This is a genomic window from Zetaproteobacteria bacterium, from assembly GCA_003696765.1.
Lineage (GTDB): Bacteria > Pseudomonadota > Zetaproteobacteria > Mariprofundales > J009 > RFFX01.
In genome coordinates this window covers 31,608-44,216 of record RFFX01000008.1, presented here as the reverse complement: position 1 = coordinate 44,216, position 12,609 = coordinate 31,608, and the positions used below count along the sequence as shown (strand labels likewise).

General features: G+C 66.0%; 18 protein-coding genes. 14 read left to right on the top strand and 4 right to left on the bottom strand.

Annotation, left to right across the window (positions count from 1 at the left end):
- The 13 genes from D6682_01415 to D6682_01355 form a co-directional block, all read left to right on the top strand.
- On the top strand, positions 1-2,254 hold a 2,254-nt coding region (locus tag D6682_01415; protein RMH52734.1), incomplete at its 5' end, for an efflux RND transporter permease subunit.
- Positions 2,251-2,457: a DUF2892 domain-containing protein gene (locus tag D6682_01410; GenBank protein ID RMH52733.1), complete on the top strand. Its 207-nt coding sequence runs from the start codon at positions 2,251-2,253 to the stop codon at positions 2,455-2,457. The genes D6682_01415 and D6682_01410, both read left to right, overlap by 4 nt.
- Positions 2,458-2,818: 361 nt before the next feature.
- Entirely contained in the window at positions 2,819-3,691 is an 873-nt protein-coding gene (locus D6682_01405; GenBank protein RMH52732.1) for a sulfite exporter TauE/SafE family protein, read from the top strand.
- A gap of 72 nt (positions 3,692-3,763) precedes the next feature.
- Entirely contained in the window at positions 3,764-4,195 is a 432-nt protein-coding gene (locus D6682_01400) for a rhodanese-like domain-containing protein (GenBank protein RMH52731.1), read from the top strand.
- Positions 4,196-4,513: 318 nt separating this feature from the next.
- The gene (locus tag D6682_01395) at positions 4,514-4,843 is read left to right on the top strand and encodes a rhodanese-like domain-containing protein (GenBank protein ID RMH52730.1); all 330 of its coding nucleotides are present in this window, start codon (positions 4,514-4,516) and stop codon (positions 4,841-4,843) included.
- A 127-nt stretch (positions 4,844-4,970) separates the two neighbouring features.
- Positions 4,971-5,366, top strand: coding sequence for a DUF302 domain-containing protein (locus D6682_01390; protein ID RMH52729.1), 396 nt, complete (start codon positions 4,971-4,973; stop codon positions 5,364-5,366).
- A complete protein-coding gene (locus D6682_01385) occupies positions 5,366-6,052 on the top strand; it encodes a Crp/Fnr family transcriptional regulator (GenBank protein RMH52728.1) in 687 nt (228 codons plus the stop codon). The genes D6682_01390 and D6682_01385 overlap by 1 nt, the downstream gene beginning before the upstream one ends.
- Before the next feature lie 25 nt (positions 6,053-6,077).
- The gene (locus D6682_01380) at positions 6,078-7,355 is read left to right on the top strand and encodes an NAD(P)/FAD-dependent oxidoreductase (protein RMH52727.1); all 1,278 of its coding nucleotides are present in this window, start codon (positions 6,078-6,080) and stop codon (positions 7,353-7,355) included.
- Between the two features lie 62 nt (positions 7,356-7,417).
- On the top strand, positions 7,418-7,762 hold the full coding sequence (locus D6682_01375; GenBank protein RMH52726.1) for a carboxymuconolactone decarboxylase family protein: 345 nt from the start codon (positions 7,418-7,420) through the stop codon (positions 7,760-7,762).
- Complete coding sequence (locus D6682_01370; GenBank protein ID RMH52725.1) at positions 7,759-8,016, top strand: hypothetical protein; 258 nt, start codon at positions 7,759-7,761, stop codon at positions 8,014-8,016. The genes D6682_01375 and D6682_01370 overlap by 4 nt, the downstream gene beginning before the upstream one ends.
- Before the next feature lie 19 nt (positions 8,017-8,035).
- Entirely contained in the window at positions 8,036-8,356 is a 321-nt protein-coding gene (locus D6682_01365) for a hypothetical protein (protein ID RMH52724.1), read from the top strand.
- Positions 8,357-8,370: 14 nt separating this feature from the next.
- A complete protein-coding gene (locus D6682_01360) occupies positions 8,371-8,835 on the top strand; it encodes a hypothetical protein (GenBank protein RMH52739.1) in 465 nt (154 codons plus the stop codon).
- 64 nt (positions 8,836-8,899) lie between these two features.
- Positions 8,900-9,472, top strand: coding sequence for a GAF domain-containing protein (locus D6682_01355; GenBank protein ID RMH52723.1), 573 nt, complete (start codon positions 8,900-8,902; stop codon positions 9,470-9,472).
- Positions 9,473-9,517: 45 nt separating this feature from the next.
- On the opposite strand, the gene D6682_01350 is transcribed toward D6682_01355, so the two are convergent.
- The 4 genes from D6682_01350 to map form a co-directional block, all read right to left on the bottom strand.
- Positions 9,518-9,898, bottom strand: a complete 381-nt coding sequence (locus tag D6682_01350; protein RMH52722.1) for a RidA family protein — start codon at positions 9,896-9,898, stop codon at positions 9,518-9,520.
- 157 nt (positions 9,899-10,055) lie between these two features.
- Positions 10,056-10,757 carry a Crp/Fnr family transcriptional regulator gene (locus D6682_01345; protein RMH52721.1) on the bottom strand — a complete coding sequence of 234 codons (702 nt, stop codon included), beginning with the start codon at positions 10,755-10,757 and terminating at the stop codon, positions 10,056-10,058.
- The gene (locus D6682_01340; GenBank protein ID RMH52720.1) at positions 10,754-11,095 is read right to left on the bottom strand and encodes a DUF190 domain-containing protein; all 342 of its coding nucleotides are present in this window, start codon (positions 11,093-11,095) and stop codon (positions 10,754-10,756) included. The genes D6682_01345 and D6682_01340 overlap by 4 nt, the downstream gene beginning before the upstream one ends.
- Positions 11,092-11,865 (bottom strand): type I methionyl aminopeptidase, encoded by a 774-nt coding sequence (gene map, locus D6682_01335; GenBank protein RMH52719.1) that lies wholly within the window; start codon positions 11,863-11,865, stop codon positions 11,092-11,094. Before map ends, D6682_01340 begins: the two co-directional genes overlap by 4 nt.
- A gap of 242 nt (positions 11,866-12,107) precedes the next feature.
- Here map and atpC point away from each other — a divergent pair, with 242 nt between their 5' ends.
- A complete protein-coding gene (gene atpC, locus D6682_01330) occupies positions 12,108-12,566 on the top strand; it encodes an ATP synthase F1 subunit epsilon (protein RMH52718.1) in 459 nt (152 codons plus the stop codon).
- Positions 12,567-12,609: the final 43 nt, after the last annotated feature.

Genomic DNA, 12,609 nt, shown 5'->3' with positions numbered 1-12,609 from the left:
GCGCGCCGATGCCGCCGTCAACCTGCTGATCGAGCATCTGGCCATCGCCATTGTCTCGGTGGTGGTCATCATGCTGCTCTTCCTCGGTTGGCGCGAGGCGGCGATCGTCACGCTCAACATCCCGCTGATCCTCTTCATCGTGCTGGCCATCGGGCTGATCGCCGGCCAGACGATCAACCGCATCACCCTCTTTGCCCTGATCCTCTCCCTCGGCCTGCTGGTCGACGACGCCATCGTGGTGATCGAGAATGTCCATCGCCACCTCCATCGCGGTGTGGCGTCGCTCAAGCAGAAGGTGCGCACCATCATCGCCGCCACCAACGAGACCGGCAAGCCGACGATCATCGCCACCATCGCCGTCATCCTCGCCTTCATCCCGATGGCCTTCGTCACCGGCATGATGGGGCCCTACATGGGGCCGATCCCCTTCAACGCGCCGATCGCCATGGCCACCTCGCTGATCGTCGCCTACGGGCTGATCCCCTGGATCGCCCTGCGCTGGATGCCCTGCCGGATCCAGGAGCCGACCATGGAGGAGCGCGACGCCGACCCCAAGGATTGGATCCATCGCGGCTACATGCGGCTGGCCGCACCGCTGATCGATCGCCCCGGGCTGCGGCGCGGCTTCTGGCTGGTGGTGGCGCTGCTCTTCGCCTTCGCCCTGTGGGAGCCGGCGTGGCAGTTCGTGCGGCCGGAGGGGATCAACGGTCCCCCCACGCCCGGCACCGTCGAGCTCAAGATGCTGCCCAAGGGGAACAAGAACACCTTCAACATCACCATCGACATGCCCGAGGGGACGCCGTTGGAGGAGACCGACGCCATGGCCCGGCGCGTCGGCGATCTGCTGCGCAGCGATCCGATGGTCACCGACTACGAGATCTTCGTCGGCCGGGCCGGGCCGATCGATTTCAACGGTATGCTGCGCGGCGCGGTGTTGCGTCGCGGCAGCCATCTGGCCGAGATCCGGGTCAATCTGGTCGACAAGCGGGAGCGCGATCTCCGCTCCGACCAGATCGTGCTGCGGCTGCGCGACCGGCTGGCGCCGCTGCTTGCCGCCCACCCCGAGGCCAATGTGAAGCTGGTCGAGGATCCACCGGGGCCGCCGGTGCGCGCCACCCTGCTGGCCGAGATCTACGGCCCGGATGAGGCCGGCCGGCGGGCGATCGCCGCCAGGGTGCGGCAGCGGTTCTCCTCCACCTGGGACGTGACCGATGTCGATGACTCGATCGGCGCCGATCAGGTCGAGTGGCGGGTGCGGATCGACAAGGAGAAGGCCGCCCGCCTGGGGGTGCCGACCGCGCGCGTCACCCAGGCGATGCGCGACTACCTGCAGGGCTTCTCCATCGGCGCGCTCCATCGCGACGAGGAGCGCCATCCGGTGGCGATCACCGTGCGTTTGCCGCGCACGCAGCGGGTCCATCCCGAGGATCTGCACCGCATCTATGTTTCCGGGCGCAACGGCGCGGTGCAGCTCTCCAGCGTGGCGACCATCGAGCGGAGGACGGTGCCCAAACCGCGCATGAGCAAGGACGGCCGTCCGGTGGTCTACGTCACCGGTGAGCCGAAACGGGGGTCGCAGGTCTATCCGCTGCTCGAGATGGATCGGGCGCTCGACGGCAGCACGCCGATTCCCGGCCACCGGCTGACCACGGGGGGATTGCGCTTCACCGATCCGGTGCCCGAGGACACCTTCGGCTACCAGCTGCTGTGGGACGGCGAGATGCGGCTGACCCTCGATGTCTTCCGCGATCTGGGCGCCGCCTTCATCGTCGCGCTGGTGCTGATCTACCTGCTGATGGTCGGCTACTACGGCCGGTTTCTGCTGCCGGTGCTGGTGATGGCGCCGACCGCGCTGACCATGATCGGCATCTTCCCCGGCCACTGGATCACCGGCCAGCCGTTCACCGCCACCTCGATGATCGGCATGATCGCCCTGGCCGGTATCGTGGTGCGCAACTCCACGCTGCTGATCGATTTCATCCTCGACTACCGCGCCCGCGGCTACTCGGTGCGCACCTCGGTGCTCGAGGCCGGTGCGGTGCGCGCCCGTCCCATCCTGCTGACCGCGCTGGCCGTGATCGCCGGCACCTCGGTGATGATCAGCGATCCGGTCTTCGGCGGGCTGGGGGTCTCGATGGCCTTCGGCACGCTGGCCGCCACCGTGCTCACCCTCTTCATCATCCCGCTGATCTACTACCTGTGGCAGCGGAAGGCGGATGCCGTCCCGATCGGACAAGGAGGTGGAATACGATGAACATCGCACGTATGATTCGCATCATCGCAGGTGGCTTCGTCCTGCTCAGCCTCTATCTGGCCCATGTCGTCAACGGTGTGCCGCTGGGTGAGCCGACCTGGCTCTGGTTCACCGCCTTCGTCGGTGCCAACCTGTTGCAGTCGGGTTTCACCCGGTGGTGCCTGATGGAGAAGATTCTCGCCCGGCTCGGTGTTCCGGAGTGATGCGACGGAAGGGACACCGGGCGGGCGTACCGGTTCAGGCGCGGGGGTCGCTCCTCACCTCCCTCACCCCCGAGGCCCCCGCGCCTGATTCATTGATGATCGAATCGCAAAAAGTCCGTCCGTGGGCGTTGTGCCCGGCGGAGAGCGAAGGCCGCGCGCTTCGATTCCTTCACCTATCCGTCGCCTGGCCGCGGCCGGATTTGCACCGCCCTCCATGGCCGCGATGCCGGCATCTTGCGAAGCCGTCATTCCCTGATGGTTTCGCAAGAAACCATCAACGCGGCCATGGACGGCCGCGCAAAACGGGAGCTTGCGCATGCAAGCGACTGTTTTGTAAGGCGATCGAAAACCGTGCTTTTCGATCGCCGTCGAGCAAAAAGTCCACGGAGGGACTTTTTGCGATTCGATCATTCCCTGTTCACATCGCGACGCATTCCTCCACGGAGGTCGCAGCCGGCGGTCGCCGTGGGGGCAGTCGCCCCGACCACCGGTCGTGACCCTGTGGTGGGGATGGCTGCTCGCACCGCTCATCGGTCTTCTGTTGGCGCTCTTCGGCGCCGGCGGGGGAATGACCACCGTGCCGCTGCTCACCCATCTGCTGCACATGCCGCTCAAGCAGGCGATCGCCTCCAGCTTGTGGATCGTCGCCGCGGTCAGCCTGGCGGCGTTGCTGCGGCACAACCCCTGGAGAGAGATCCACTGGCCTCTACTGGGCTGGTTCGCTGCCGGCGGGGTGGTCGGCGGTTGGCTGGGGGCGCAGGTCGGCCTCGTGATCCCGGCAGCGGTGCAGAGCGCCCTCTTCGGTGCACTGACCTGGTTCGTGGCCTGGTGGATGGGGCGGCCGAAGCCGCATGCGCTCGGTGGTGGCTCCGCCTGCCGCTGCGCGCACACGCTGCTGGTCGGTGCGCTGTTGGGCGTGGTGACCGGCGTACTGGGGGTGGGTGGAGGATTTTTGATGGTGCCGGCGCTGTTGTGGCTGGGGGTGCCCGACTATCGGCTGGCGGTGGCCCACTCGCTGCTGCTGATCACCGGCAACGCATTGGCGGCGGCGGTCGGTTGGCTGGGACGGGTGGCACTCGCTCCGGCGCCGCTGGTGGTGATCGCGCTGTTGGCGATGGTCGGAAGCCTCCTCGGCAACTGGCTGCTGCAGCGGTTGCCGGTGGAGCGGCTGCAGGAGGCGTTCCGCCTGCTGCTGGTGGTCATCGGCGGCGTCATGTTCCGGGATGCGCTGTGACCGGTTTGCGGGTTGGGGCGTCTGTGCCGTGCCGGGATTTTCCCGCAACATCAATCGAACGGAGCGAATGATATGAGAACACGCGTTTGGGTTGTGATCGGGATGTCGCTGTGGCTGATCACCGGCAACGTCTTGGCCTGCGGGATGGGCAAGCGCTCCGTGGAAGGCTACGAGGTGGCCACCCTCAGCCATGCGCATGACCACTGGCTGCAGGGGAGCCGCTCCCCCATCCCCTTCGTCTTCATCGATGTGCGTACACCGGCCGAATACCGCTCGGGCCATATCCCGGGGGCGATCAACATTCCGGTGGATACTCTGGCCATGCGTCTGGGCGAGGTGCCGCATGACAAACAGGTCTACCTCTATTGCGAGGGGGGCGTACGCGCCGCCCGCGCCGGAAAGCTGCTGGCCGCGCGCGGCTACACCAATATCGAAGTGGTGCCGGCGAGCATGCGGGGCTGGCGCGATGCTGGATTTCCCGTGAACAAAGGAGGGCGTCCATGACGACTTCGTAAGCAGTCGGCATTCGCGGCCAGGACGGCCGCGCAAATCAAGAGCATGCGAGGTCAACTTGTTGATTTGTAAGGAAAACGAAAGTCACGTCTTGCGCTTTTTGTTGAGTAAAAAGTCCATGGACGGACTTTTTGCGATGGAATCATTCATGATGGTTTCGCAAGAAACCATCATCGCGACCATGGAGGGTCGCGCAAATCCGGAGGTTGCAGACGCAACCGACGGATTTGCAAGGGGATCGAAGACCGCGCTCTTCGATCCCCGTCAAGCAAAAAGTCCATGGACGGACTTTTTGCGATGGAATCATTTATGAAGCAGATCACGGTCGAGGAGCTTCATCGGCTCTGGTCCGGGGCGGATGACGAACAGTGTTGCCTCATCGACGTGCGCACGCCGGAGGAGTATGCCCGGGGCCATGTTCCGGGGGCGCGGCTCATCAGCTTGGATGCCCTGCCGGCGCGGGCGCACGAGGTACCCAAGGATCGAGACGTCTACCTCATCTGCCGTTCGGGTGCACGATCGGCCCAGGCGCTGAAATACCTCAGCGACCACCACGGTCATGCACGTCTGTTCAACGTGGCCGGAGGTACCTTGGCCTGGATCGAAGCGGGCTATCCGGTCGAGCAGGGAGCTGGATGAATCCCGGCTTCGCAGGAAGCCGGCATCGCGGCCACGGAGGGCCGCGCAAAACGGGAGCTTGCGCAAGCAGGCGACGGTTTTGTAAGGCGAGCAAAACGTCCATGGAGGGACGTTTTGCGATTCCATCATGAACGATGTGGGAATGCGCGTCCACGTTGCGGGATCGGTGGACGAAGCGGAGCAGGCGGTCACCGAGGCGTTGCAACAGGTCGGTTTCGGGGTGCTGACCAGGATCGATGTCGCGGAGACGCTGAAGAAGAAGATCGGCGTCGACCATCCCCCCTATCGGATTCTCGGGGCATGCAACCCGCGGCTGGCCCACCGGGCGATCTCCCTTGCGCCCGAGGTGGGGCTGCTCCTGCCGTGCAACGTTCTCATCCGCACCGATGAGGAGGGGCGCACCGAGGTGTCGATCATCGACCCGGATGCCATGCTCGGGGTGGTGCGACATCCCGGACTGAATGAGCTGGCCGCCGAGGCCAGGCAACTCTTCGAACAGGTGTTGCAGACGATCGCCGGGTGATGGAATCCGGTGCGACGCCTTCATGGTTGGCCTGTGTTCCCGCGCTGGCCGCCATCGACGATTCCGCCTGGCGGAAGGCGGTTGCCGCGGCGGTGCGCATGCGGGTGGAGCCCGGAACGGTGCTGTTTCGCGACGGCGATGCCCCTAGGGGGTTCGTGCTGGTGCTCGATGGTTCGATCCGGGTGCAGAAGATGGATCCCGAAGGGCATGAAATCGTGCTCTATCGGGTGGAGTCGGGGCAGAACTGCATGTTGACCACCACCTGTCTGCTCGGCGGCCGCAGCTATCCGTGCGAGGGGATCGCCGAAGAGCAGGTGGAGCTGGTGTTGATCCCTGCGGAGGCGTTCGAGCAGGCGATGGAGGGCTCCCGAAGGTTCCGCGCCCTGGTCATGGCCGGGATCGGCGAGCGGATCAGCGATCTGATGATGCTGATCGAGCAGGTGGCCTTCGGCCGGATGGATCGGCGCATCGCCCGGCTTCTGCTCCAACGCAGTGCCCAGGGGCGCAGGGAGGTGCGGGCCACCCATCAGGAGCTGGCCGTCGAGCTGGGCACGGCGCGCGAGGTGGTCAGCCGGGTGTTGAAGAATCTGGAGCGGCGCGGTGCGCTGCTTCTGGGACGGGGGTCGGTGCGGGTGCGCGATGCGGCCATGCTGACATCGCTGGCGCACGGGGAGGAAGGAGCATGAAATCGAAACAGAGAGGTACGGGTACATGGCACATGTAGCGATCATCGGCGCGGGCATCGGCGGTATGCCGGCCGCATACGAAATGAAGGATGCGCTCAACAAGCTGGGCGGAGATCACGAGGTGACGGTCATCTCCAATGTCGACTACTTTCACTTCACACCATCCAACCCCTGGGTGGCGGTCGGCTGGCGCGACAAGGAGCAGATCAGCTTCCCCTGCGCCCCCTATCTCAACAAGAAGGGGATCAACTTCCTCTCCTGCGGCGTGGACGAGATCCTGGCCGACGAGAACGCCCTGCGGCTGGGCAACGGCCAGCGACTCGACTACGACTACCTGATCGTCGCAACCGGCCCCAGGCTCGCTTTCGAGCTGGTTCCCGGGCTTGGGCCGGAGGGGCATACCCACTCGATCTGCCACGTCGATCACGCGGTGGAGGCCTGGCACGCCTTCGAGGAGTTCTGCAAGGATCCCGGTCCGGTCGTCGTCGGTGCCGTGCAGGGGGTCTCCTGTTTCGGGCCGGCCTACGAGTTCGTCACCATTCTCGATACCGAGCTGCGCCGGCGCAAGATTCGCGACAAGGTGCCGATCACCTTCATCACCCCCGAGCCCTACATCGGCCATCTCGGGCTGGGCGGCGTCGAGGATTCCAAGGGGCTGTTGGAGAGCGAGCTGCGCAAGCGGGACATCAAGTTCATCACCAACTGCAAGACCACCGCGATTCATGAGCACAGCCTGGACTACGAAGAGGTGGATCGCCACGGCGAAGTGGTCGCCAAAGGGACGCTTGAGCACCGTTTTGCCATGTTGATGCCGCCGTTCCGTGGCGTGGGGCCGGTGGCCAACTGCGAGGGGCTGTGCAATCCGATGGGGTTCGTGGTGATCAACGAGTATCAGCAGAACCCGAAGTTCCCCAACATCTACGGTACCGGAGTGATCGTGGCGATCCCTCCGGTCGAGAAAACACCGCTGCCGGTGGGCACCCCCAAGACCGGCTTCATGATCGAGACGATGACCACGGCGATCGTGCACAACATCATCCACGATCTGAAGGGGGAGAAACCGGAGAAGAGCGGCACCTGGGGCGCGATCTGCCTGGCCGACTTCGGGGATCGCGGCGTGGCGTTGGTCGCCTACCCGCAGATTCCGCCGCGCAACAAGGTGTGGGCGCGTGGCGGCAAGTGGGTCCATACCGCCAAGGTCGGCTTCGAGAAGTATTTCATACGCAAGATGAAGACCGGGGTTTCCGAGCCGTTCATCGAGCGGGCATTTCTCAAGCGGATGGGAATCGAACGGCTGAAGTGACGCGGGGGGGCGGACTGACCGGTCCGGGCCGCCCGGGGATCGAAAATCAACAGGAGTGTTGCGTGATGGCACCGTACCACGAACTGACCCGGAGTCTTTCCTCAACCATCGGCGAGCTTCGTCGGGATATCCCGGATGTGATGAAGGGATTCTCCGCGATGGCGCAGGCGGCGATGGCGGATGGGGCGCTGGACCGGAAGCAGAAGGAGTTGATCGCCCTGGCCATCGGCGTTGCCGGCCATTGCCGGGGTTGCATCGGCTTCCATGTCAAGGCGCTGGTGTCGCTGGGGGTGGGCAGGGAGGAGCTGGAAGAGGCGCTGGGGGTGGCGGTCTACATGGGTGGAGGGCCGTCGCTGATGTATGCGGCTGAGGCGATGCAGGCATTCGAGGAGTTCTCCGCCGGATGAGGCGCCTGTTCGGCTGGTTGCACTGTCCACCGATGTCGATGCTGGTGGTGGCGGCATTGCTGCTGGGCGTGATGCCGATCTTCCCCGAGCCCCATCTGGTAGAGAAGCTGCGGATGTTGTTCGATGGATCGTTGCACCGGCCGATCGATCTCTTCGACCTCTTCTGGCATGGCTGGCCGTTGCTGTGGATCGCCTTGCGGCTGCTGACCCCTTCCGCGGCGGGGGCGTGCAAGGTCCCCGCCTCCCGCCCGTGAGACCCTGTTTCACCGAACGATGGCCGATCTGATTCTGTTGATCGTGATCGTCCTGATCTGTTGGCGGGGCTACCACCGGCGCAGTTGGTGGTTTGTCCTGCCGGTCGGTTTGTGGATCGGTCTGGGCCGGGGGCGGGGGATGTGGCTGCAGCTGTTGCTCTTCGGTCCGGTGGTGGTCGGCTGGCTGTTGCTCTGCCACTGGGTCAACACCCACGGATGGCACGCCACGGCCGCCGGCGGCATCCTCTTTGCCATGACCGTGGGGTTGCAGGCGATGCGCAGCTTCGAGGAGGAGCAGAAGCAGGCGCGCGAGCCGGGGGCGGTGGAGCTGGAGTCGTGAGCCGGTGGCCTCTTCTGGTCGGGGGCGGCGTGGCGCTGTTCGGGCCGCTTGCCTCGGCGTTGGCCGATCCGCTCGATCAGGGGGAGGGCTATGCCACCCGTGGCGTGGCTCCGTCCATGCTGGACCGGGGGGATGTGGCCCTGCTGCTGGTCGACTACGGTGTCTTTGCGCTGGCTGTGGTCGCTCTTGGCTGGGTGGCTCTGCGGCGGCCGGGGCTGCTGTTGCGGCTGGAGCAGTACTTGCGTGCCCCGTTTGCCGCCATCTTTGCTGCCGCTGGCCGCGCCGGCGGCGTGGCCGGGATCGTGCTGCATCTGATCGGTGTCATGGTGGTATTACTGGCGTTGGCGGTGTGGATCTTTGCCTGTCAGTGGCTGAAGCATGCCGGGTTGGGCGCGCTCTCCATGGTCGGGCTGGCCCTGCTGGCGCTGGTTCTGGTGCGGGCGATCAGACAGGGGGGAGCAGAACCGCGCATGCCCTGAACCGGGCCGACAGTTGCTATCGAGCCGCACAGGTCATACCGTTGCCCGCAAAAGGAGTGCGGCCATGTTCAAGCATACGGCGATGGAACGGCAACTGATCCTGCAGCAGGAGAAGCTGGCCCAGGCGGTGATCTCCTTGACCAGGGGCACCGAGCTCGAGGGGATCTTGCGCCATGTCGGCGAGTTGTCGATGGAGTTGACCGGCGCGCGCTACGCGATGATCTCCTATGTCGCCGATGAGGGGCGCCACTACATCCCGTTGGGGATGGGCGAGGAGGAGCTGGCCAGGCTCGACGGCCACTGGCCCGAGGGGAAGGGGCTGCTCGGGTTGATGTGGGAGCAGCACGAGGTGGTGCGGATCGCCGATATCACCACCCATCCGCGTGCGGCGGGCTTTCCGCCCGGCCATGCGGTGATGCACACCTTCCTCGGGGCGCCGATCCTCTTCGAGGAGGAGATCGAGGGGGTGATCTACCTGACCGAGAAGGCCGGCGGCCACGCCTTCACCCCGATCGACGAGACCATCGTCCGCACGCTCGCCTCAGCCTGTGCGGTGGCCATCTCCAACGCGCGCCACATCGCCCGGCTGGAGCAGCGCAACCGCGAGCTGGAGGCGTTGATCGCCGCCGGCCGGTGAGCGTGCCACCGCCACCGGCGCGCGATCAGATCGCGACGACGGCGATCAGAGTGCGACGACGAGATCGATCTCGATGCGGGCATCCAAGGGGAGGCGGGCGACGGCGACGGTGGCCCGCGCCGGGCGGTGGTTTCCCAGCCAATCGCCGTAGATGGCGTTGACCTGCCGGAAGTCCTCCATCTCCACCAGATAGATCGTCGCCTTGACGATCTGGGTACGGGAGGCCCCCGCGGTGGCGAGTACCGCATCGAGATTGCGCAGGATCTGTTGCGTCTCGGCGGTCACCCCCCCCGGAACCAGCGTCCCCGAGGCGGGGTCGAGGCCGATCTGGCCGGAGAGGTAGAGGGTGTTGCCATGGCGCACCGCATGGCTGTAAGGCCCAACGGCCGCCGGCGCGGCCTCGCTGTCGATGGTGGTGATGGTCATGTCTGGTCGAATCGCAAAAAGTCCGTCCGTGGACTTTTTGCTTGACGGCGATCGAAGAGCGCGGTCTTCGATCCCCTTACAAATCCATCGCTTGCTTGCGCAAGCTTCGGCTTTGCGCGGCCGTCCGTGGCCGCGATGATGGTTGCTTGCGAAACCATCAGACCATGATCTGGGTCAGAGTCTCCAGCGCGCGGACATCCACCCTGAAGAAGTTGTGGCGCCCTTCGACCGGAGTGAGGATGCCGTTCTTCTTCAGCCTGCTGATGGCGCGGCTGACCGTCTCCCTGCTGGTGGCGATCTGGTCGGCCAGCACCTGATGGATCGGCAGTTCGATCACCGGGAAGTGTTCGGTCTGCTCCGAGGGGAGCAGTGCTCGTGTCTGGTGGCACTGGTCGAGGATCAGCATGTAGAGCCGGGCGGGGACGTTCATGGTGCTCAGGCGCTCGAGCAGCTGGCTGGTGCGGCGCAGCCGTCCGGTCACCTCCGCCAACATGCCGACGGCGATCTCGGGGTGGCGGCGCAGCAGCTCCTTGAAGTCCTGGCAGCGGATCTGGGCCAGGCGGCTGGTGGTCATGGTGATCACCGTGGCCGAGCGGGTGCTGCAGGCGAGCAGGGCCATCTCCCCGAAGAACTGCCCCTCCTCGAGGATGCTCAGGATCACCTCGCGTCCGTCGGGGGCATAGTAACAGATCTTCACCCTCCCTTCGAGCACGATGAAGAGGGCGTCGCCCTTGTCCCCCTCCTGCAGGACCATGGTATTGGGCGGGACGGCGTCGACATGCCCCAGCTGGGCGATCGAGAGCAGGTTGTCGTCGCTCAACTCGGAAAAGAGCGGAACCTTGCGCAGGTGCTCGATCATGGCGCGTCCTCCCCATTCCCGTTCCAGCCGGTACGCAGCAGTTGTACCGGCCAGGTGGCCACCAGCCGGTCGGCGAGGTGGGGCCGCAGGGTGGCGATCGCCTGTTCGATCCGCTCTTCGGTGTCGATGATCTCCACCAGCAGCGGGAGATCACTGGCCAGGCTGAGGAACGATGCCGAGTGGATGCCATGGCGCCCCATCCCCTCCACGCAGCGCACCACCGAGACGCCGTGCACGCCGGCCTCCTTGCACAGCCCGACGATCGCCTCCAGCGCAGGCTTGCCGTCGATCCGGTCCGACTCGGTGGTGTAGATGCGCAGACAGCGGCCGGAGATCACGACGACGCCTCCTCCTCTTCCTCCTCCGGCAGGGTGAGGATCTCCACCCCGTCGTCGGTCACCGCCAGTGTGTGCTCGAACTGAGCGGAGAGCGACTTGTCCCGGGTGACCACCGTCCACTTGTCCTTGAGCAGCTTGATGCCCGGCTTGCCCAGGTTGATCATCGGCTCGATGGTGAAGACCATGCCGGCCTGCAGCGGCAGGCCCGTCCCCGGCCTGCCGTAGTGGAGCACCTGCGGATCTTCGTGGAAGTTGCGTCCGATGCCGTGGCCGCAATATTCGCGCACGACCGAGCACCCCTCGCTCTCGGCGTAGCTCTGGATGGCGTGGCCGATATCCCCCAGCGTGGCCCCGGGGCGGACCGCGGCGATCCCGACATCGAGCGCCTTGCGGGCGACGCGAACGATCTTGCGTGCCTTGGCGCGCGGCGTGCCGACGAAGAAGGTTCGGCTGGTGTCTCCGTGCCAGCCGTCGATGATGGTGGTGACATCGACGTTGATGATGTCGCCGTCACGCAACACCCGCTTTCCGGGGATGCCGTGGCAGACGACGTGGTTGACCGAGGTGCAGACCGATTTGGGGAACCCGTGGTAGTTGAGCGGGGCGGGGATGCCGCCGCGACGTAGGGTGTCCTCGTGGACCATCTCGTTGATCATGTCGGTGGTGATGCCGGGGCGGATCTGTGTCCCGACCCACTGCAACGTTGCGGCCGCCGCCCGGCAGGCGGGGCGCATCGCCTCGATCTCCTCGCGACTCTTCAGGTGAACCACGCGGGAGAGGCTAGCCCGAGCGGATGGTTTGTCATCGGGCGTGCCTTGCGGAGTGCCGCCGCCCGCGGCCGGAGCGGCGGTTCGGATCCCGGGATCGATGCATGGAGGCGACCGGGTCGCGGGAATCCCGGGGCACGCGTTTCGGGCGTTGCCCGGTCGATGCGCTTCCGGATGGGGGTGGTGTGCTGCGATCGTCGGGGTGCGGGTTGGCTTGTCCGCCGGGGGGGTGGTAGGCTGGCGTCATGGCCTCTCTGACGGTGCTCATCGCCACGGTGGAGCGGGAGATCTGTCGTGGTCGCGCGCGGCGGGTGGTGGCGCCGTCGGCGGGCGGGGAGCTGGCCATCCTGCCGGGGCACGCCCCGCTGCTGGCGCTGCTCCGTCCCGGGGCGGTGCGGATCGATCGCCTGGAGGAGGATGCCGCGTGCGACGCCCGCTGCGAGGAGCTGTTCGTGATCTCCGGAGGTTGGCTCGAGGTGCAGCCTGAGGGTGTCACCATCCTGGCCGACAGCTTCGAGCGTGCGGAAGCGATCGACGAGGCCGAGGCGCAGCGGGCGGTTGAGCGTGCCCGGGCGGTGTGGGCGGGGTCAGGCGTAGGCGGCGGAGGAGCGGATCGGGCCCTGGTCGCGTTGGAGCTCGCCCTCGCCCGGCTGCAGGTGGTGCGTCGACGCAGCCGCCACCACCCGCCGGTCGGCCGCCCGTAGGGGCTTGCGCGGCACCGCTGTTCGCGCTTGGTCCTGCGCAGGC